Source organism: Mycobacterium sp. (genome assembly GCF_025933915.1).
In the GTDB taxonomy this organism is placed as follows: Bacteria; Actinomycetota; Actinomycetes; order Mycobacteriales; family Mycobacteriaceae; genus Mycobacterium.
This window is the reverse complement of the sequence record NZ_JAICZA010000013.1, coordinates 1-20,480: the sequence shown is the minus strand read 5'-3', so window position 1 is coordinate 20,480 and position 20,480 is coordinate 1. Positions and strand designations below refer to the sequence as shown.

The following is a 20,480-nucleotide window of genomic DNA, read 5'->3' as shown; positions in this document are numbered from 1 at the left end:
GTGCGCACCTTCCTTGCGATCGCCGCGTGCCTGGCGCTGTGTCTGGCCGGCTGCTCGTCGACGGACCACGCCGCCCGGCCCTATGGCGCGCAGGGCGCGCGGCTCGGCGAATCGCTGGCGCTGCTGGGCTGGAACATGTCGGTGTCGAACCTGCGCTGGGCCGCCGACTACGTGCTCGTCGACGTCGACGCGAGCCCGGCCTCGACCAAGGACCCGCACGCCAAACCCGAGGACATCCGCTTCGGGCTGTACGGCGCCCTGGCCCACCCGATGGAGGCCGACGGCCTGGGCAGCTGCGACAAATCCTTCCAAGCGAAGACCACCAACGTGCGTGATCTTCCCGCGCCGCTGTCGGCGTCGCGCGACCGGCTCACCGGCACGGTTTGCCTTGGGCCGCTGAAGGATCGGAGCCAGGTTCGCGGCGTCTACAGCTACTCGTCGCGCGACCGGATCCCGGACAGCTCGTCGGCCTACCCGGTCGCCTTCCCGGTGGGGTTGTTGCCGACCAACCCCAACGACACCGGAGGCCTGGCGGTCAAGACCGGCAGCCTGTCGGCGTGGCGGGCCGACGGCACCCCGGTGACCAAGGCGCAGCTGGGTGATCCGGGGGCGTTCACCGGCAACGGCTACATGCTGCTCGGGTTGGAAGCCAGCGCCATCGCGGCCCGCTATCGCGACGAGTCCGCCAAGCGCGGCGGCCCGATGATGCTCCTGGCGGCGCCGACCCTGCCCGGAAAGGGACTGAACCCGGCCTGCGCTACCTACGGTTCGTCGGTGTTGATCCTGCCCGACGCGTCCCTGGACGCCGTGCGCGTCAACGCCTCGCTGTGCACCCAGGGCGAGATCAACGACGCGTTGCTCTACGCGACGCTGGCCGTGGACGGCACGCACGCCGGGGTGTGGACGCAGCGATGAACGGACCCGGGCCCACCGAATGGTCCGCGACCCCGCCCGCCGGCGTCGGGCCGTGGCAGGGCGAGCCGCCCGACGATCCGCGGTATGACCCAGTCCTGTTGCGCGAGGGCGACACTCGCAATGTCGTCGACGCCTACCGGTACTGGACCCGGGAAGCGATCATCGCCGACATCGACCGGCGTCGGCATCCGCTGCACGTGGCGATCGAGAACTTCGGTCACGATGCCAACATCGGTTCGGTGGTGCGCACCGCCAACGCCTTCGCGGTGCACACCGTGCACATCGTGGGGCGGCGGCGCTGGAATCGGCGCGGCGCCATGGTGACCGACCGTTACCAGCGGTTGTGTCACCACGACAGCACCGCCGAGCTGCTCGACTTCGCGGCGGACGCCGGCCTGACCGTCGTCGCCGTCGACAACGTCCCGGGTGCGGCGCGCCTCGAGGAGGCCACGCTGCCGCGCGAGTGCCTGCTGGTGTTCGGTCAGGAGGGGCCCGGCATCACCGACGACACCCGTACGGGCGCCAGGCTGACGGTGTCGATCGCCCAATTCGGCTCGACGCGCAGCATCAACGCCGGGGTCGCCGCCGGGATCGCCATGCACGCCTGGGTCGAGCAGCACGCCGACCTGTCCCACGCCTGGTAGGGCACCGGTGCACACTCGACGCCGTAACCACGCGCCGAAACCGCATGGGGCAGGATCGGCAGGTATGGATCAGCTCTGGGCCAACCGGGCGGCCAGCTGCGAAGCCGCTGTCACACAACGACACCTGAAGCGGCTGTGGGGGCTGCCCGCCACTCAGCTGGGCGTGGTGGCCTGGCCGGCGCAGCGAAAAGACCGATTGTTCGGCACCTGGCACTACTGGTGGCAGGCGCATCTGCTGGACTGCCTCGTCGACGCCGAGGCGCGGGATCCGCAGCCGCACCGGCACGTCGAGATCAATCGGCAGGTCCGCTCGCACCGGCTGCGCAACAATTTCTCGTGGATCAACAACTACTACGACGACATGGCCTGGCTGGCGCTGGCGCTCGAACGCGCCGCCCGCATCGCCGGCGTCGAGCGCCGAAAAGCGTTGCCCAAACTCGCCGCCCAATTCGTCAGGGCCTGGTCGCCCGAGGACGGCGGCGGCATTCCCTGGCGCAAGCAGGACCGGTTCTTCAACGCCCCGGCCAACGGCCCCGCGGGGATCTTCCTTGCCCGCTACGGCGACCACCTGAAACTTGCCGAGCAGATCGGGGATTGGATCGATCAGACGCTGATCGACCCGGAGACGCACCTGGTGTTCGACGGCATCAAGGGCGGCTCGCTGGTGCGCGCCCAGTACACCTACTGCCAGGGTGTGGTGCTGGGGCTTCAGACCGAGCTGGCCGCCCGCACCGGGGCGGAGGTCAGGGTGCGGCACGCCGCCCGGGTGCATCGGCTGGTCGCGGCCGTGCGCGAACACATGGCGCCGGCGGGCGTGCTGGCCGGCGCCGGCGGCGGCGACGGCGGCCTGTTCGCCGGTGTGACCGCCCGATACCTGGCGCTGGTGGCGACGGCGCTGCCCGGGGACTCGGCGGAGAACGCGCTGGCCCGCGACACCGCCCGCCGGATCGTGCTGGCCAGCGCGAAGTCGGCGTGGGACTACCGGCAGACGGTGAACGGGCTGCCGGTGTTCGGCCCCTTCTGGGACCGTGACGCCCAAGTACCCACCGCGGGTGGCAAAGAGGCGGAGTTCGTCGAGGGCGCCGTGATGGCCTCCGAGGTCGCCGAACGGGATCTGTCGGTGCAGCTGTCGGGGTGGATGCTCATGGAGGCCGCCTGTAACGTCTCCGCCGAATCGTCGCACGAGGACAGGAGCGCCCTGTGAAGAAAGTCCACCCCGACGCGGAGTCGGCGCTGCACGGCCTGCTGAAGGACGGCATCACCATCGCCGCCGGTGGCTTCGGTCTGTGCGGCATCCCGGAGAAGCTGATCCGGGCTCTGGTGGACAGCGGTATCAAGGACCTCACCATCGTTGGAAACAACGCCGGCGTAGACGATTTCGGCATGGGCCTGCTGCTCAAGGGGCGGCAGGTGAAGAAGGTGATCGCCTCCTATGTCGGCGAGAACAAGGAGTTCGAGCGCCAGGTGCTGGCCGGCGAGCTGGACCTCGCGCTCACGCCCCAGGGCACGCTGGCGGAGAAGCTGCGCGCCGGCGGCGCGGGGATTCCCGGGTTCTACACGCGGACGGCCTACGGCACCAATCTCGCCGAAGGCAAGGACACCCGGGTCTTCGACGGCACGGAATACGTTCTGGAAGAAGGCATCCGGGCGGATGTGGCGCTCGTCAAGGCGTGGAAGGGCGACACGGCCGGCAATCTCGTCTACCGCAAGACCGCGCGCAACTTCAACCCGATGATCGCCACCTGCGCCGCGGTGACGGTGGCCGAGGTCGAAGAGCTGGTCGAGGTGGGCGAGCTGGACCCTGACCTGGTCCACACCCCCGGCATTTACGTGGACCGCATCATCGCGGGAAGCGGCTACGAGAAGCGCATCGAGTTCCGCACCACGAGCGGCGGCGCCGCGCTGAAGAACGACAGCCCGATTCGTGAGCTGATGGCCCGGCGCGCGGCCCGGGAATTGCGCGACGGCTATTACGTGAACCTGGGCATCGGCATCCCGACGCTGGTGGCCAACTTCATTCCCGACAACATCAACGTCACGCTGCAGTCGGAGAACGGCTTGCTCGGCATCGGGGCCTACCCGAGCGAGGACACCGTGGACCCCGATCTCGTCAACGCCGGCAAGCAGACCATCACGAGTCTGCCCGGGTCCAGCTTTTTCAGTAGCGCCGATTCCTTCGCGATGATCCGCGGCGGCCATATCGACCTGTCCATCCTCGGCGGGCTCGAGGTGGCCGAGAACGGCGACCTGGCCAACTGGATGGTGCCGGGCAAGATGGTCAAGGGGCCGGGCGGCGCAATGGATCTGGTGTCGGGCGTCAAGCGAGTGATCGTCGTCATGGACCACACCGCGAAGGACGGCACCCCGAAGATCCTCCAGCAATGCACGTTGCCCCTGACCGGCAAGGGCGTGGTCGACATGATCATCACCAACCTGTGCGTCTTTGACGTCGAGCCGGGGCAGGGGCTGGTGCTCACCGAATTGCATCCGGGGGTGACGGTCGAGGACGTCCGCGCCAAGACCGGCTGCGATTTCAAAGTCGCGGTCTGACCGCGCGGGCTACGAGGTGGCCGGCTACTCGGATGCCGGCAGCCGCTCGGGCTCCGGGGCGGCCGTGTCCGCCGCGCGGCGTCGGCCCCGATAGCCGCGCCAGGCCGCGACGAACGCCGGGATCATGGACACGAGCAGGATGCCCAGGATGATCTTTTCCAGGTTGTGGTGCACGAACGGCACATTGCCCAGGAAGTAGCCCGCGAGCGTCGCGCCGCCGCCCCAGGCGATGCCGCCGACGATGTCGAACCCCAGAAACAGCGGATAGCGCATGTAGGACACCCCGGCGATCACCGGGACGAACGTCCGCACGAACGGTGCGAACCGGGCCAGGATGATCGCCCAGGGCCCGTACTTCTCGAAGAAGGCGTGGGACTCGGTCACGTAGTGCTTCTTGAAGAACCGGGAATCTTCCTTTTTGAACAGCGCGGGCCCGATCCGCCGCCCGATGAAATACCCGGTTTGATCGCCCAGCACCGCGACGATGGCGACGCTGGGCGCCAGCACCCAGATGCTGACCGGTGGATGTGGATGCGCGGCCAGCAGACCGCCGGTGAACAGCAGCGACTCGCCGGGCAACAACGGAAACAGCAGCCCGGTCTCGATGAAGACGATGACCAGAATCCCGGGCAGCACCGCCGACCCGAAGACGCCGTCGGCGCCTAACCAATACATCGGGTCGAGGATGGCGGGCAGGGCCGTCACGGCGGTGCTCATGATCCATCAACATACCGGCCCGCGGTGAGCCGCCGAGCCACCTGGACGATACTGAGGGGACCCGGCCGCAGAAGGGGGTTCCGATGCCCATCGCCACGCCCGAGGTCTACGCCGAGATGTTGCGACGCGCCAAGGAGCACTCGTACGCCTTCCCCGCGATCAACTGCACCTCGTCGGAGACGGTGAACGCGGCCATCAAGGGCTTCGCCGATGCGGGCAGCGACGGAATCATCCAATTCTCCACCGGCGGTGCCGAATTCGCCTCCGGCCTGGGGGTCAAGGACATGGTGGCCGGTGCCGTGGCCCTGGCCGAGTTCACCCGATCCATCGCAGCCCGATACCCGGTCAACGTCGCGCTGCACACCGATCACTGCCCCAAGGACAAGCTGGACACCTACGTCCGCCCGCTGCTGGCGCTCTCGGCCGAACGTGTGGGCGCGGCGGGCGATCCGCTGTTTCAGTCGCACATGTGGGACGGTTCGGCGGTGCCGATCGACGAGAACCTGGTGATCGCGCGGGATCTGCTGACCGAGGCGGCGGCCGCCAAGATCATCCTCGAGATCGAGATCGGCGTGGTGGGCGGCGAAGAGGACGGCGTCGCCAACGAGATCAACGACAAGCTCTACACCACGCCGGAGGACTTCGAGAAGACCATCGACGCGCTGGGCCACGGGGAGCACGGCCAGTATCTGCTGGCCGCCACGTTCGGCAACGTCCATGGCGTCTACAAGCCCGGCAACGTCAAGCTGCGCCCCGACATCCTGGCCCAGGGCCAGCAGGTGGCGGCGGCGAAGCTGGGACTGCCCGACCCCCCTGGTGGCCTAGCCAAGCCGTTCGACTTCGTCTTTCACGGTGGTTCGGGCTCGGAGAAGTCGGAGATCGAGGAGGCGCTGCGCTACGGCGTGGTGAAGATGAACGTCGACACCGACACCCAGTACGCCTTCACCCGCCCCATCGCCGGTCACATGTTCAGCAACTACGACGGCGTGCTCAAGGTCGACGGCGAAGTCGGCGCCAAGAAGGTCTACGACCCCCGCAGCTATCTCAAGAAGGCCGAAGCTTCGATGTCCGAGCGCGTCGGCCAGGCGTGCACCGACCTGCACTGCGCCGGAAAGTCCCTCGGCAGCTGAACGACGTGCCGCTGGCCGCACACTCGGCCGAACGCTAGCCGCTGGCGGACTGGCAGATCTTCCACTGGTCGTCGCGGTACTGCAGGTCCAGGCTGCGGGTCGAGCGCACCTGCGGGTCGTACGCCATGAACGTCGTGACGTTGGCCTCGGCGTGCTGGCCGTTGACGACGACCTGGTCGATGCTGGCGATCACCGGATACTGCTTGGCCGCCGAGACGCGCCGGTACGTTTCGTCCCAGGCACGCTCGTCGTAATCCGCGTAGCCGTCGCGGGTGGTGCCGCAGGTGATGGTGCGCAGCGTGGTCAGATCACCCCGCTGAATCGCGACGTCGAAGTTGCCGATGGTGTGCCGGACCTGGTCTTCCTGCGAAACGCCGGTGTGTTTGCCCCGGGTGAGCAGCACCGTGCCCAGGATCGCGATCGCCGCCAGCGCCAGCACGATCACGACGATCGCCAGTATCCAACCCCAGTTGAATTGCGTGGAGGTACGTAGCTTTCCCCCAAGTCGAGGCGGGATTGATTGCGGGACAGCGGCTTTGGGCCCGACTCCGAACTGTGCGGTGCCGTCGGATCCCGGCGGCGCCGCGAACGCCTCGGTGGCGGGTTCGGGGGTGGTGGAGATGATCGTGGTTTCTTTCGCGTCGAAGCCGGGTGCGGTGAAGCGGCGTTCGCGCTGCGGCAGGCCGGGTGATTCTTCGGGGCCGCTGCCCGGACCGGGTTTGTTGATCACCACGGTCTCGGTCTCGGCGTCGCGGGGAACCAGGGGGACGTTCTCGGTGGCGTCGGTTTCGGAGCCGGTTTCGGGGCCGGATTCGGACCCCCACTCCTCGCTCGGTTCGCTGCGAGACCCGCGTGGGTCGAACCCGGGCCGTTTCGGCGCGCCGCCGCGGTCGGGCTCGGATGGGTTGGGCATGAGTACTACTGTCCTCCCGCTGTCGAGTGGGGTAGTTGCAGAGCTTAGCGACCGGGACCGCGGCCCGGGGCGACGGCCGAGGTGCGTCATGCGGGCAAACGGGCGAGCTGCAGAATGGAGGCATGACGCCGATGGGAGATCTTTTAGGGCCCGATCCGATCCTGCTGCCCGAAGACGTGGATACCGAGGCGGAACTGCTTGCCGGTGAGAAGCCGGGCATCGTCGCCGCCGCGCATCCGGCGGCGTCGGTGGCCTGGGCGGCGCTTGCCGAGCAGGCGCTGGCCGACGACGAGGCCATCACCGCGTACGCGTACGCGCGCACCGGCTATCACCGCGGCCTGGACCAGCTGCGCAGAAACGGCTGGAAGGGCTTCGGCCCCGTCCCGTATTCGCACGAGCCCAACCGCGGCTTCCTGCGTTGTGTGGCGGCGCTGGCGCGTGCCGCCGACACGATCGGCGAAACCGACGAGTACGCACGGTGTCTGGACCTGCTCGACGATTGCGACCCCGCGGCGCGCAAAGCGCTTGGGCTGTAACGTGTTAAAAGCTTTCCGAACAATCGGTGTCGTCGGGGCAGTCGATCTGGACGGTGGCGTGTTGCAGCCCGCGGGCCGATAACACCGCCCGCGCGTCGTGAAGTACCTGGGCGGGGTCGCCGGTGCTGATCAGGTGCGCGGTGCACATGTCTTTGCCCGGGGACAGCGTCCACACGTGCAGGTCGTGGACGCCGGTCACACCGTCGACGGCGCCGAGCGCGGCGCGCAGCTCCTCGACGTCGATGTGGGTCGGCGATGACTCGGAAAGGATCCGCAGCGCGTCGCGGGCCAGCGCGATCGCCCGGGGCAGCACCCAGAGCGCGACGAGTACGGCCACCACGACGTCGGCGTAGGGCCAGTGCGTCGTCACGGTGACCACACCGGCGATCAGCACGCCCAGGCTGCCCACGGTGTCGGCGACGACCTCCATGTACGCGCCCTTGACCGCCAGGCTCCCCGAGGAGTGGGACCGCAACAACAGCGCGACGGCGAAGTTGGCGGCCAGCCCGGCCAGCGCGACGACGATCATCGGCACGCCGGGGACCGTGGGAGCTTCGCTCAGCCGCTGGACGGCCTCATACAGGATGAACATCGCCACCCCGACCAACAGCGCCGCGTTGGCGACCGCGGTGAACACCTCGGCGCGATGCCAGCCGTACGTGCGGGCCGACGACGAGCTGCCGCGGCGGGCCAGCGTGACGGCGGCCAGCCCCATGAAGACGGCGACGACGTCGGTCAGCATGTGGCCGGCGTCGGCCAGCAGCGCGATCGAGTTGATCAGCAACGAGGTGGCCAGTTCCACGACGAAGAACGCCGCCAGAATCGCCGCGGCCACGATCATGCGCGGGATCAGCCGGGAATCGTCCGTCTCGGCGGGGGTGTGGTTGTGACCGGCGCCCATGCCGGAAAATATATGCGTGGTAACGCATATATGGCAAGGGTCAGAACCAGCGGCTCCAGAAGCGGGTCAGCGCGTTGCCCCAGCCCACCAGCACGTCCGGCACACCGGACAGGTCGAACAACGACAACACGACCCCGAAGAACCATTGGTTGAGCACCGGCGCCAGGAGCAGGAACAGCACGATGACAAAGCCCCACTGCTTGGCCGGCGCCAACGAACGCTGCGTCTGGGGGCTCAGGTGCGGTTCCAGGGCGTCGTAGCCGTCCAGCCCCGGGATGGGCAGCAGGTTCAGCACGACCGCGGTGAGCTGAAGGAACCCCAGGAACGCCACCCCGGCCCACAACACCACGTGTGTCGGGTCGAAGAACAACCGCGTCGCCACTAGCAGCAGCACCGCCAGCACGAGGTTGGCCGCCGGGCCGGCCAGGCTGACCATGGTGCGACGGGCGGGCGTCATGAACCACGTCCGCACGTAGACCGCCGCACCGGGCAGGCCGATCCCGCCCAGCGCGACGATCACCATCGGCAGCACGAGCGAGAGCGCTACATGGCTGTAGCGGCGCGGGTCCAGCGTCAGGTAGCCGCGCACGGCGGCGTCGTGATCGCCGAAACGCCAGGCGGTGACCGCGTGCCCGAATTCGTGCAGGCACAGCGACACCAGCCAGCCGGCGATCACGAAAACGAACACCCCGACATAGGCCAACGGGCGCACGCTGGCCCCGGCCAGCCAGGCCAGCGTGCCGCCCACCGCCGTCAATCCGAGTAGCGCCAGAAAGATCGGGCTGGGCCGTACCGATTCGCGTTGAGAGGCGGGGAAGCTCACCGGACGAAACTATCGGACCAGCAGCCAGCCCTCGATGTTGCGGTAGAACGCCGATCGGCGGCCGGGGCGGGCCGCGGGGACCCCGTCGCGCAGCACGACGACGCCCGTGCTGCCCAGCTGGGCCGCCCGGCCGGTGACCCACCGGCGCCACCCGCCCTTGACCCCGCCCTTGAGCGAGGCCCGCAGGCCGGGCATGCCGAGCGTCGGCTCGACGAACACGGCGGCGGCGTCGCCGTCGAACAACGTGGTGTCGTCAACGACCGCCTCGCCGTGGATGAGCCGCTCGCCGTCCGGCGGTACCCAGCCGGCTCGCCCGACGATCACCGAGCCGGTCTCGTCGCGGATCAGCGTCACCCGTTGCGCAAGACCGCGGCGGGCCCGCCGCGCCGCCCGGCATCCGGTGGGCAGGCGGTAGATCCGAGTGGCCCGGGTGCGGCGGCGCGGCACGTAGGCCACCTCGACGTCGAGCCGCTCGGCGCGCAGGAGCCGGGTCAGCACGGCGGCTAGGTCGGCGTCGGCGCCCACCACGACCAGCCGCGGGTAGGGGCCTATCGCGGCGTCGATATCGGGTTCGCCGACGACCCGGTGGGCGCGCATGTCCCGCAACGGGCCGTAGTTGGGCCGTCGACCGAACAGTAGAACCGCACCGGCTCGATCTTCCTGCGTCACAAGCTATCCAATCAAGGTGATCCAATCCTTTTGGCTTCCAACGGTTCTGGTCCGAACAATGGTCAAACCGTGGCTTTGGCGCTGAAAGTCCTCGCAATAACGACAGAGTCACAACATGGTGTCGGACTGCGAAAGTTGTTGCGCCGCCGCCTGGAAACAACCGGATACTTTACTCCTGCCACACAGCCGTCGTTGCGCGGAATCCTGCCAATGAGTGGTTGAGAGAACGGAGAACTACCATTCGCCGACTCGCCGCCCGGCCCTACCCGCCCCGACTGCCGATGACGCGACTCGGCCGTGTTGGCGCCGTGCTGCTTTCGGCTGTCCTGGTGTGCCTCGGATCGGCGAGGGCCTCGGCCGACGAATCGATCGTGATCGACCTGGTGCGCCACGGGCAGTCGGAGGCCAACGCGGCGAGCCGCATCGATACGGCGGTGCCCGGGGCCGCACTCACGGCGCTGGGTCAACAACAGGCACAGAACGTCGCCAACGTGCTCATGGCGAAGGGTCCGGTCGCCGCGATTTTCGCGTCGCAGTTGATCAGGACGCAGCAGACCGCGACGCCGTTGGCAGCCATGTTGGGGATGAATGTCCAGGTGCTGCCCGGGCTCAACGAGATCGACGCGGGCGTTTTCAACGGCATGCCGCAGATCAGCCTCGCCGGGCTGGCATACCTGTTGGCCCCCATCGCGTGGCTGCTCGGCCTGCGCATCGTGCCGATGCTGGCTCCCGGCTCCGCCGACCCGAACGGGTACGAGTTCCACAAGCGTTTCAACGGCGCGCTCCAAGCGATGGATGGCAACGCGGCGACCAGCGCCGGCCGCTTCAGCGACATGCTCGGAACGATGTACGGCAGCGCGCTGGCCAACCCGGTCCGTGCGGCCGACGGCAGGATCAGAGAGGTCGCGTTCTCCAGCGAATTCGACATCGGTATCGGGACGATGACGTCCGTCAGAAACCCCGAACAGTTGCTCCTGCTTTTCGACCCGCTGCCCAACACCGGCATCGTCGAGATCCAGGGCAATCCCCACGATGGCTGGACGCTGGTCAGCTGGAACGGCAAACCGGCGTGGTCCGGTTGGGCGGCCAAACGGCCCAACCGTGACGCGAAGGGCCTGTGCCTGATGTTGGACGCGCCGACCCGCGACGGCGTGTGCGCGGCGAAGGCGCCGGTGACGGCGAGCCCCTGAGCGCCGACGCGACGAGGCGGGCCCGGGTTTTTGCGCGACACGGGCCGGGATCAAACGGGCCTTGTGGCAAGCCTGTCGTTACCCGACGTTTAGGATCGCCACGTGAGCGCGGCAAGCAAAGACGCGTGGAGCTACGCGCACGGTCACGACGCGGCTAACCGAGGCGCTGCCACCCGACGGCAGGGCGACACATCGGGCGACGCCGAAAACCGTTGCAGCGGTGCAAGATCTGGCGTTTTGCCAGCAGAACCCCAGTAAGCAGGCGGGAGCAAGTCATGCCGGCAATCGTCCTCATCGGCGCCCAGTGGGGCGACGAGGGCAAAGGTAAGGCCACCGACCTGCTCGGGGGGCGGGTTCAGTGGGTGGTGCGCTACCAGGGCGGCAACAACGCCGGGCACACCGTCGTGTTGCCCACCGGCGAGAACTTCGCCCTGCACCTGATCCCGTCGGGGGTGCTCACGCCCGGCGTCACCAACGTCATCGGCAACGGTGTGGTGATCGATCCCGGCGTGCTGCTCGACGAGCTGAAAGGCCTCGAAGATCGCGGCGTCGACACGTCGCGGCTACTGATCTCCGCCGACGCGCACCTGCTGTTGCCCTACCACGTGGCCATCGACAAGGTCACCGAGCGCTACATGGGGAACAAGAAGATCGGCACGACCGGCCGCGGCATCGGACCCTGCTATCAGGACAAGATCGCCCGGATCGGAATCCGGGTCGCCGACGTGCTCGACCCCGACGTGCTGACCCACAAGGTCGAGGCCGCGCTGGAACTGAAAAACCAGATATTGGTCAAGATCTACAACCGCAAGGCGCTGGACGCGCACCAGGTGGTCGAGGCGCTGCTGGAGCAGGCGCAGGGTTTCCGGCACCGCATCGCCGATACCCGGCTGCTGCTCAACACCGCGCTGGAGTCCGGCGAAACCGTGTTGCTGGAGGGCTCGCAGGGCACGCTCCTCGACGTCGACCATGGCACGTATCCCTATGTGACGTCGTCGAATCCGACGGCGGGCGGGGCGGCGGTGGGTTCGGGGATCGGGCCCACCCGGATCACCACGGTGCTGGGGATCCTCAAGGCCTACACCACCCGCGTGGGCTCCGGCCCGTTCCCCACCGAGCTGTTCGACGAGAACGGCGAATACCTGTCCAAGACCGGGGGCGAATTCGGCGTCACCACCGGACGGCGCCGGCGGTGCGGCTGGTTCGATGCCGTCATCGCCCGCTACGCCACCCGGGTCAACGGCATCACCGACTACTTCCTGACCAAGCTCGACGTGTTGTCCAGCCTGGAAACCGTTCCGGTGTGCGTCGGCTACCAGATCGACGGGGCGCGCCTGCACGAGATGCCGATGACCCAAAGCGACCTCGGCCGCGCCGAGCCGATCTATGAGGAGCTGCCCGGCTGGTGGGAGGACATCTCGCACGCGCGGGAGTTCGACGACCTGCCCGCCAAGGCGCGTGACTACGTGCTTCGACTCGAAGAGCTTGCTGGAGCTCATGTTTCGTGCATCGGCGTGGGGCCCGGGCGCGAACAAACCATCGTGCGCCGCGACGTCCTGGCGGCCCGCCCGTGACCCGGGAATCGGAACAAGGCGAAGCGAATCCGATTGACCTCGATCCTGAATACGAACACCACGGCGGTTTCCCGGAATACGGTCCGGCCAGCCCCGGTCCCGGTTTCGCCCGGTTCGTCGCCTCCATGCGCCGGCTGCAGGACCTCGCGGTGTCGGCCGACCCGAGCGACGAGGTCTGGGACGAGGCCGCGGACCGGGTCGCGGCGCTGACCGAGCTGCTGGGGCCGTTTCAGGCCGAGGTCGAAGGCCAGGCGCCCGCGGGGCGCACGCCCGACCTGCCCGGCATGGGCAGCCTGTTGCTACCGCCGTGGGTTCTGACGCGCTACGGCCCCGACGGTGTCGAAATGACCGGCCACTTCAGCCGGTTTCACGTCGGCGGAAACCACGCGGTGCACGGCGGCGTGCTGCCGCTGCTGTTTGACCACATGTTCGGCATGATCTCGCACGCCGCCGACCGGCCCATCAGCCGCACGGCCTTCCTGCACGTCGACTATCGCAAGGTCACCCCGATCGACGTCCCGTTGCTGGTGCGCGGCCGGGTCACCGGCACCGAGGGCCGCAAAGCGTTCGTCTCCGCCGAATTGGTCGACGGCGACCAGACCGTGCTGGCCGAGGGCAACGGCCTGATGGTGCGGCTGCTTCCCGGTCAGCCCTAGCGCGGCGACGATGCGGCGCGGTATGCGCCGTCGAGGAGCCGGGCGGTCAGCCCTAGCCCGGCGACGATGCGGCGCGGTATGCGCCGTCGAGGAGCCGGGCGATCAGCCCTAGTGCTCTGAGAACCGACCTATCCTTGAGCCGTGGCTGACGGCGTGATCGACGAACGGGACGACGAAACGACGGCGCTCGCGGTTCCCCAGCAAGCTCCCGCGGACGGCCGCCCGTCGGTGCTGCTGCTGGGTTCCGGCGAGATCAGCCGCGAGCTGGCGATCGCCCTGGGGCGCCTCGGGGCCCGGGTGATCGCCGCCGACCAGCACCCCCACGCGCCCGCGCACGGGGTGGCCGACCAGGCGTTGGTGTTCGACATGACCGACGCCGGCGAGCTGTCGAAGGCGATGCAACGGCTGCAACCCAACTTCGTCGTGATCGCGACCGACGCGGTCGCCGGCCAAGCCCTCGAGCCCCTCGACGGCAGCGGCACCGAGCTGGTGCCCAGCGCTCGCGCCGTGCGGCTGACCGGCGACCGCGAGGGGCTGCGCCGGCTGGCCGCCGACGAGCTGGGGCTGCCCACCGCGCCGTTCTGGTTCGTCGGGTCGCTGGCCGAACTCGAGGCGGTCGGGGCGCATGCCGGGTATCCGTTGCTGGTCAAGCCGGTGGCCGGGCCGGTCGGCCAGCGGGGATCGGTGGTGGCGCGCCGTGAGGACATCGAGCCCGCCTGGCATCGTGCGGGGGGCGGCCGGCCCGCCCCCCGGGTACTGGCCGAAACCGTCGTCGAGGTCGAGGTCTACGTGACCCTGCTGGCGGTGTGCAGCGCAGGCCCGGCGGGTCCGGTCATCGAATTCTGCTCACCCATCGGGCATCGCGGATCCGACGGCCAGGCGCTGGAATCCTGGCAACCCCAGAAGATGAGCGCGGCCGCGACGGACGCCGCGAGGTCGATCGCCGCGCGGATCGTCAAGGCGCTGGGCGGGCGCGGCGTCTTCGGGGTCGAATTGCTGATCAACGGCGACGAGGTGTATTTCGCCGACGTCACGTCGCGCCCGGCCGACAGCGCCTGGGTGACTGTGCGCAGCCAGCGGCTTTCGGTGTTCGAGCTGCAGGCCCGCACCATCTTGGGCCTGCCGGTGGACACCATGATGGTGTCGCCGGCCGCCGCCCGCGCGATTGGCCCCGCCGATTCCCATGGCCCCGCCGCGTTGATCGGCGCGCTGAGCGTGCCGGAAAGCGACCTGCGCGTATCCGGGGGCGGGTTTCGCGCCCTGGCGACCGCGCCGGAGGTGACGGCCGCGCGCGAGCGGGCGGGCCAGGCCGCCGAGAGACTGTCCGCCCCGGCCGCACGCGGCTGAGCCCCGAGACGCGGGGGGCGACGGCCTCGATACGATCGCAGGTCAGGTATCGCCGCGGGCAGGGGGCAATCTCGCCGGGGTGGCTGACAAGGCGTACGAGAGGCGAAGGAATACGAGCATGAACAGAGAGCGCGCACACTCCTACGCGGGCGACATCTCGCCCCTGGACGCCTGGAAGTTGCTCAGCGACAATCCGAACGCCGTGCTGGTCGACGTACGTACCGACGCCGAATGGCGATTCGTCGGGGTGCCCGATCTGTCCAGCCTCGGGCGCGACGTGTTGTTCCTGGAGTGGAATTCGTCCGACGGCAGGCCCAACGCGAATTTCGCCGAGCAGCTGCGCGAGCAGGTGGCGCCGGCCCAGACCGACACGGACCGCCCGGTGCTGTTCCTGTGTCGCTCCGGAGTCCGCTCCATCGGCGCCGCCGAGGTGGCAACCGAGCAGGGCATCACCCCGGCGTACAACATCGTGGACGGCTTCGAAGGCCAGCTCGACGCCAACGGTCACCGCGGCGAGTCGGGGTGGCGGGCGATCGGATTGCCTTGGAAGCAAGGGTGATCCAGGCATGACCCCCGGCGACGACCGCTCGGTCCGCACGCCCGCGCCGCTACCCGACGGTGTCGGTCAGGCGACGATCGGCGTGCGCGGTGGACTGCTGCGTTCGGGGTTCGACGAGACCGCCGAGGCGCTGTATCTGACGTCCGGCTATGTCTATGAGTCCGCGGCGGTTGCCGAGAAGTCGTTCACCGGCGAGGTGGACCACTTCGTCTACTCGCGGTACGGCAACCCGACCGTGACGATGTTCGAGGAGCGGTTGCGTCTGCTCGAAGGGGCACCGGCGGCGTTCGCCACCGCGAGCGGCATGGCGGCGGTGTTCACCTCACTCGGCGCGCTGCTGGGCGCGGGGGACCGGTTGGTCGCGTCGCGCAGCTTGTTCGGATCGTGTTTCGTGGTGTGCAACGAGATCCTGCCGCGCTGGGGTGTCGAAACCGTCTTCGTCGACGGCGACGACCTGTCCCAATGGGAGGAGGCGTTGGGCGACCCCTCTAAGCCCACCCAAGCAGTGTTCTTCGAGACGCCGTCCAATCCGATGCAGTCGCTGGTCGACATCGCCACGGTGACCGAGCTTGCGCACGCCGCGGGTGCGAAGGTGGTGTTGGACAACGTTTTTGCCACACCGCTGCTACAGCACGGTATTCCGCTCGGCGTCGACGTGGTGGTGTACTCGGGCACCAAGCACATCGATGGCCAGGGCCGCGTGCTGGGCGGGGCCATTCTCGGCGACAGGGAGTACATCGACGGCCCGGTGCAGAAATTGATGCGGCACACCGGCCCGGCGATGAGCGCGTTCAACGCCTGGGTGTTGCTGAAAGGCCTTGAGACGATGGCTATCCGGGTCGATCACAGCAATGCCTCGGCGTACCGGATCGCCGAGTTCCTCGAGGCCCATCCGGCGGTGAGTTGGGTCCGCTACCCCTATCTGTCCTCGCACCCGCAATACGACCTGGCCAAGCGTCAGATGTCGGGCGGCGGAACGGTGGTCACCTTCGCGCTCGACTGCCCGGAAGCTGTGGCGAAGCGGCGGGCTTTCGAGGTGCTGGACAAGTTGACGCTGATCGACATCTCCAACAACCTCGGCGACGCCAAATCCCTTGTCACACACCCCGCGACGACAACTCACCGGGCGATGGGACCGGAGGGCCGCGCGGCGATCGGGCTCGGTGACAGCGTGGTTCGCATCTCCGTCGGCCTGGAGGACGCCGAGGACCTGATCGCCGACATCGATCGGGCCTTGAGCTGATCGCCTTTCCGGCGCGTCAGCCGGCCGCCTCCTGCTCGGCCGCCTCGGCGCGTTCGGCCGCCGCGAGCGTGCCTTCCGCCGCCTGCTGCTCGACCCAGTTCACCAGCGGCCGGGCGTAGATCATCTGGCTGGTGATGGCCATCTGGCCGCGGGTGCGGCCCAGGAACGAGATCCCCCAGGCGAACATGGCGGCGAGTCGGTTCCGGTGGCCGATCAGGTAGTACAGGTGCAGCACCAGCCACGCCAGCCAGGCCAAGAAGCCGGCGAACTCCACCTTGCCGACCTGCGCGACGGCGCTGTAGCGGGAGATGAGCGCCATGCTGCCCTTGTTGACGTACCTGAACGGCGCGCGGTCGGCCGGGTCGTCCTGGCCCTTGACCGCGCGCTTGATGACGGCGGCCGCGTATTTCGCGCCCTGGATCGCACCCTGCGCCATCCCGGGGACACCGGGAACCGACATCAGGTCACCGACGACGAAGACGTACGGGTGACCCTTGACCGTGAGGTCGGACTCGACGATCACCCTTCCGGCGCGGTCGGTTTCGGTTCCGTCGGACTGCTCGGCGAGCATCGCGCCCAGTGAGCTGGCCTGCACGCCCGCCGCCCACACCTTGCACGCGCATTCGATGCGGCGCTGGGTGCCGTCCTTCTCCTTGATCGTGATGCCCATGTAGTCGACCGCGGTCACCATCGCGTTGAGCTGGACCTCGACATCCATCTTTTCCAGCCGCCGTTGCGCCTTGAGACCCAGCTTGGCGCCCATCGGTGGCAACACCGCGGGCGCCGCGTCGAGCAGGATGACGCGGCATTCGCTGGGGGTGATCGTCCGAAACGCGCCGGCCAGGGTGCGCTCGGCCAGCTGGACGATCTCGCCGGCCAGCTCGACACCGGTGGGTCCGGCCCCGACCACCACGAAGGTCAGTCGGCGTTTCCGCTCGGCGGGGTCGGTCGCGACCTCGGCCGCCTCGAATGCGCCGAGGATGCGGCCGCGCAGCTCCAGGGCGTCGTCGATGCTCTTCATCCCGGGCGCGAAGGCCGCGTACTCGTCGTGGCCGAAGTAGGACTGCTTCGCGCCGGCGGCCACGATCAGGCTGTCGTAGGGTGTGACCGTGTCCATGCCCATCAGGTGGGATTTGACCGTCTTGGCGGTGAGGTCGATGGCGGAGACGTCTCCCCACAACACCCGGACGTTCTTCTGCCGGCGCAGGATGAGCCTGGTGGTCGGCGCGATGTCGCCCTCGGACAGGATGCCCGTGGCCACCTGATACAGCAGCGGCTGAAAAAGGTGCGTGGTCGTTTTCGAGATCACGGTGACGTCGACTTGGCTTCCCCTGGGCACACGTTTGAGCGCCTTGGCCGCAGTCAGTCCGGCGAAGCCGCTTCCGATGATGACCACACGATGGCGCGACATGTCTCCACCGTACGACGCCACACCCGCGAAAGGCGAGGCCGACGAGAAGACTGCCGCACCGCGCGCGATGGGCACGTGGCAGCACAAGGAACCGCACCACGCGAAACCCGTTGTCATTAAACCGGTCTCGGCACTACTCGAGCGGTCACCCGAATAGCTTGTGCGGTAACGGATCCCGACCGGAGCCACGGCAGGCGCTAGGCCATGCCACGGCTCCGATCGGTCACCTTCTGGTCTTCGCTACGCGAAGCTTGATGTGAATGAAAGGCCCCAAATCGATGTTCGAGGCGCTTCGGATACTGCTATCCGGTGCAGGTCAAACCGGGTCCACAATCGATAACGAGCGGAACCGTGCAAGCCGAAGTCATTGGCGCTGCGAAAGCGAGCACCACGGCGAGAACGATTTTGCCAGTACGACGTGACATTAGAACCCCCTACGTCTGGGAGACGATATTCTAAGGCCCGATGACGGTGAGTTTACGTCGTCAACGATTCGTAGATAAGCGATTTCGCAAATATCGCACGCGAATTCGTCAAATGGACGATCGAGGAACCCAGGCGGGCGGCCGCCGCCCCGGCCGCGGCGTGAATGCAGCAAAATCGCGTGGCGGGAGGAATTGGAATTATCCTGCGGGGGGACCATGCCGCGGCTATATTGAAACGCTATTTAGCCGCTGCTCACCGGTGCCGGTGCGTAATCTGGATATGAATTCAAATAGGTTCCCGAACTCGCGCCGTCGGTTGCACGGCGAAACCATCGAGGTGGCAATCGGTTTCAGTGACGGGTGCGAGGTGCGGCTCGGTTAGAACGGCCACCCGCTGGCGTCGCCCTTGTACTTTGCGTTGAGATCGCTGCAGAAGTCGGCGGCGGTGCCGGCGAGCAAGATGTAATAGGTCTCGCCGCGGCGGCTTTCGTAGGACGTCGGCGTGGTCCAGCCGTTGTTGCACATCGCGGTTTCGCCGCCGGCCGCCGTCCGTCGCCAATTGGTCTTCACGCACGCGACCAGGCCGTCGAGGTTCGCCGTCGCGCTCTTGGCCGCGACCAGCATCGCTCCTCCCCACTGCCCGTCGTTGCGCCGATAGGCGCGCGCACCGAATCCCGCGTTGTCGGTCTGGCAGGCCAACGCCCGGCGCAGCAGCGAGAAGGGCGCCGCGAGTTGCTGGCTGGCGGCTCCCGCCGCGGAGTCGATGAATTGCGCCGCGTCCGAGCCGTCGACCTCGTTCACGATGTGAGGATTGCCAAAGCTAAAGAGCTGCTGGGCGATTCCCTGCGCGGCGGCGGAGCCCCCGCCGATGATCGGCCCGCTGCCGCTGGACGCCATCGGGGGCAGCCCCGCGGCCGGATCGGCGTCCGCCGGTGGCAGACCGGCGGCAGCCCCCACGGCCAACAGCGCGATCACGCCGCGGACGCGCTGTGCGGTAACTCCCATGCCACTCATTTCAGCACGTGTGCGTAGTCGGCGCGACGCTCGTCGGCAATCAATCCGCCCAGCACGTGGCGGGTCTGCAACGCGATGTATTCGTCGATGGTGTAGATCGGCCCGAAGTGCCAATGCTTCAGCGCCCAGCCGTGGGCGAGCAGCATGATGTCGAACACGGTGAGGTCGACATCGACCCGGCGGAAGACACCGCGGCCGATACCGGCTTCGATCACCGCCCGCAGTGGTGCGGCGGTGGCGATTTCGAGGTCCTTGATCTGGGTGCGCTCCGGCGCCCCGAGGGTTCGGCTCTCCCGATAGGTCAACACCACGCCGTCGAGGTTCTCGTCGACGATCTGGATATAGCGACGGATCCCGGCGGTCAGCTGGTCGACGACGTCATCGCCGGCGGCGTCGATGACCGGCGCCAGCTGATCGCGGAACACATCGAGGATTCGCACGATCGTGGCGAGCAGCAGGTCCTCCTTGCCGCCGAAGTATTTGTAGAGCAGGCCGACGCTGACCTCGGCCTCGGCGGCCAAGTCCTGCATCGACATCTGGTGAAATCCGGTCCTGCCCATGGCTTTGACCGCGGCGTCGAGCACCTGGCGGCGCCGCGAGCTGACGCGGGCCGCGCGCACGGCCTCCTCGGCGGGAAGATCGCTGTAGTCGGCAACATCGGTGGCCATCGGCTGCCTCTAGATACCCAAGTCCTTGGCGATGATCGTCTTCATGATCTCGTTGGTGCCGCCGTAGATGGTCTGGATGCGGGCGTCGACGAACGCGCGCGCCACGCCGTACTCGCGCATGTAGCCGTACCCGCCGTGCAACTGCAGGCAGCGATCGGCGGTGCGCACCTGCAGGTCGGTGGTCCACCATTTCAGCCGGGCGGCCCGCGCGGCCGTCAGTTCGCCCTCGAGGTGCTGGGCCAGGCAGTCGTCGAGATACGTTCGGGCGATGTCGATTTCGGTGGCCAGTTCGGCGAGTACGAATTGACTGTGTTGGAAGCCGGCGATCGGTGACCCGAAGGCCTTGCGATCGCGGACGTAGTCGAGGGTTCCGGCCAGGATCGCTTCGGCGGCGGCCACCGCCCCCACGCCGAGCGCGAGTCGCTCCTGGGGCAGGTTTGTCATCAACTGGTAGAAGCCCCTGCCCTCTTCTTCGAGCAGGTTCGCTTTCGGCACCCGCATATCGGTGAAGGTGAGCTCGCTGGTGTCCTGGGCGTGCAGGCCGATCTTCTCCAGGTTGCGGCCGCGGGAAAAGCCCGGGGTGCCGGAGTCGACC

At 68.0% G+C, this 20,480-nt stretch carries 21 protein-coding genes; 12 read left to right on the top strand and 9 right to left on the bottom strand.

The window, feature by feature from the left end:
- The 4 genes from Q0W90_RS03550 (at position 1) to Q0W90_RS03535 (ending at position 4,109) form a co-directional block, all read left to right on the top strand.
- Positions 1-915, top strand: coding sequence for a hypothetical protein (locus tag Q0W90_RS03550; RefSeq protein ID WP_297697794.1), 915 nt, complete (start codon positions 1-3; stop codon positions 913-915).
- Positions 912-1,559: an RNA methyltransferase gene (locus tag Q0W90_RS03545; protein WP_297597934.1), complete on the top strand. Its 648-nt coding sequence runs from the start codon at positions 912-914 to the stop codon at positions 1,557-1,559. The genes Q0W90_RS03550 and Q0W90_RS03545 overlap by 4 nt, the downstream gene beginning before the upstream one ends.
- A 64-nt stretch (positions 1,560-1,623) precedes the next feature.
- The gene (locus Q0W90_RS03540; protein WP_297773180.1) at positions 1,624-2,763 is read left to right on the top strand and encodes a glycoside hydrolase family 76 protein; all 1,140 of its coding nucleotides are present in this window, start codon (positions 1,624-1,626) and stop codon (positions 2,761-2,763) included.
- Positions 2,760-4,109, top strand: coding sequence for a 3-oxoacid CoA-transferase (locus Q0W90_RS03535; protein WP_297697790.1), 1,350 nt, complete (start codon positions 2,760-2,762; stop codon positions 4,107-4,109). The genes Q0W90_RS03540 and Q0W90_RS03535 overlap by 4 nt, the downstream gene beginning before the upstream one ends.
- Positions 4,110-4,133: 24 nt before the next feature.
- On the opposite strand, the gene Q0W90_RS03530 is transcribed toward Q0W90_RS03535, so the two are convergent.
- Complete coding sequence (locus Q0W90_RS03530) at positions 4,134-4,826, bottom strand: VTT domain-containing protein (RefSeq protein WP_297597940.1); 693 nt, start codon at positions 4,824-4,826, stop codon at positions 4,134-4,136.
- An 83-nt stretch (positions 4,827-4,909) separates the two neighbouring features.
- Here Q0W90_RS03530 and fbaA point away from each other — a divergent pair, with 83 nt between their 5' ends.
- Positions 4,910-5,956: a class II fructose-bisphosphate aldolase gene (gene fbaA, locus Q0W90_RS03525; protein WP_297597942.1), complete on the top strand. Its 1,047-nt coding sequence runs from the start codon at positions 4,910-4,912 to the stop codon at positions 5,954-5,956.
- 34 nt (positions 5,957-5,990) lie between these two features.
- On the opposite strand, the gene Q0W90_RS03520 is transcribed toward fbaA, so the two are convergent.
- The gene (locus Q0W90_RS03520) at positions 5,991-6,869 is read right to left on the bottom strand and encodes a hypothetical protein (protein WP_297697788.1); all 879 of its coding nucleotides are present in this window, start codon (positions 6,867-6,869) and stop codon (positions 5,991-5,993) included.
- A 122-nt stretch (positions 6,870-6,991) separates the two neighbouring features.
- Between Q0W90_RS03520 and Q0W90_RS03515 the strand changes: the two genes are divergently transcribed.
- A complete protein-coding gene (locus Q0W90_RS03515; protein ID WP_297597946.1) occupies positions 6,992-7,405 on the top strand; it encodes a DUF3151 domain-containing protein in 414 nt (137 codons plus the stop codon).
- Between the two features lie 4 nt (positions 7,406-7,409).
- Here Q0W90_RS03515 and Q0W90_RS03510 read toward each other — a convergent pair whose 3' ends face one another.
- Genes Q0W90_RS03510 through Q0W90_RS03500 form a run of 3 tightly spaced genes read right to left on the bottom strand, consistent with a single transcriptional unit; the run spans position 7,410 to position 9,726 of the window.
- Positions 7,410-8,306 (bottom strand): cation diffusion facilitator family transporter, encoded by an 897-nt coding sequence (locus Q0W90_RS03510; protein ID WP_297597948.1) that lies wholly within the window; start codon positions 8,304-8,306, stop codon positions 7,410-7,412.
- Between the two features lie 40 nt (positions 8,307-8,346).
- Entirely contained in the window at positions 8,347-9,129 is a 783-nt protein-coding gene (locus Q0W90_RS03505) for a site-2 protease family protein (protein WP_297773176.1), read from the bottom strand.
- Positions 9,130-9,138: 9 nt separating this feature from the next.
- Positions 9,139-9,726, bottom strand: a complete 588-nt coding sequence (locus Q0W90_RS03500) for a peptidase M50 (protein WP_297773208.1) — start codon at positions 9,724-9,726, stop codon at positions 9,139-9,141.
- Positions 9,727-10,073: 347 nt separating this feature from the next.
- Here Q0W90_RS03500 and Q0W90_RS03495 point away from each other — a divergent pair, with 347 nt between their 5' ends.
- The 6 genes from Q0W90_RS03495 to Q0W90_RS03470 all read left to right on the top strand — a co-directional run bounded on the left by Q0W90_RS03495 (position 10,074) and on the right by Q0W90_RS03470 (position 16,367).
- Entirely contained in the window at positions 10,074-10,988 is a 915-nt protein-coding gene (locus Q0W90_RS03495; RefSeq protein ID WP_297597963.1) for a histidine phosphatase family protein, read from the top strand.
- Positions 10,989-11,263: 275 nt separating this feature from the next.
- Positions 11,264-12,562, top strand: a complete 1,299-nt coding sequence (locus Q0W90_RS03490; RefSeq protein ID WP_297697784.1) for an adenylosuccinate synthase — start codon at positions 11,264-11,266, stop codon at positions 12,560-12,562.
- Positions 12,559-13,218, top strand: a complete 660-nt coding sequence (locus Q0W90_RS03485; protein ID WP_297597954.1) for a PaaI family thioesterase — start codon at positions 12,559-12,561, stop codon at positions 13,216-13,218. The genes Q0W90_RS03490 and Q0W90_RS03485 overlap by 4 nt, the downstream gene beginning before the upstream one ends.
- 153 nt (positions 13,219-13,371) lie before the next feature.
- The gene (gene purT / locus Q0W90_RS03480) at positions 13,372-14,565 is read left to right on the top strand and encodes a formate-dependent phosphoribosylglycinamide formyltransferase (RefSeq protein ID WP_297773206.1); all 1,194 of its coding nucleotides are present in this window, start codon (positions 13,372-13,374) and stop codon (positions 14,563-14,565) included.
- A gap of 118 nt (positions 14,566-14,683) precedes the next feature.
- Positions 14,684-15,124, top strand: coding sequence for a rhodanese-like domain-containing protein (locus Q0W90_RS03475; RefSeq protein WP_297597956.1), 441 nt, complete (start codon positions 14,684-14,686; stop codon positions 15,122-15,124).
- Between the two features lie 7 nt (positions 15,125-15,131).
- On the top strand, positions 15,132-16,367 hold the full coding sequence (locus Q0W90_RS03470; RefSeq protein ID WP_297773173.1) for an O-succinylhomoserine sulfhydrylase: 1,236 nt from the start codon (positions 15,132-15,134) through the stop codon (positions 16,365-16,367).
- A 16-nt stretch (positions 16,368-16,383) separates the two neighbouring features.
- On the opposite strand, the gene Q0W90_RS03465 is transcribed toward Q0W90_RS03470, so the two are convergent.
- The 4 genes from Q0W90_RS03465 to Q0W90_RS03450 form a co-directional block, all read right to left on the bottom strand.
- Entirely contained in the window at positions 16,384-17,778 is a 1,395-nt protein-coding gene (locus Q0W90_RS03465; protein ID WP_297697778.1) for an NAD(P)/FAD-dependent oxidoreductase, read from the bottom strand.
- 803 nt (positions 17,779-18,581) lie between these two features.
- Positions 18,582-19,208, bottom strand: coding sequence for a hypothetical protein (locus tag Q0W90_RS03460; protein ID WP_297596707.1), 627 nt, complete (start codon positions 19,206-19,208; stop codon positions 18,582-18,584).
- A 5-nt stretch (positions 19,209-19,213) separates the two neighbouring features.
- The gene (locus Q0W90_RS03455) at positions 19,214-19,885 is read right to left on the bottom strand and encodes a TetR/AcrR family transcriptional regulator (protein ID WP_297596705.1); all 672 of its coding nucleotides are present in this window, start codon (positions 19,883-19,885) and stop codon (positions 19,214-19,216) included.
- Positions 19,886-19,894: 9 nt separating this feature from the next.
- A partial coding sequence (locus Q0W90_RS03450; RefSeq protein WP_297773170.1) for an acyl-CoA dehydrogenase family protein occupies positions 19,895-20,480 on the bottom strand: 586 nt, incomplete at its 5' end.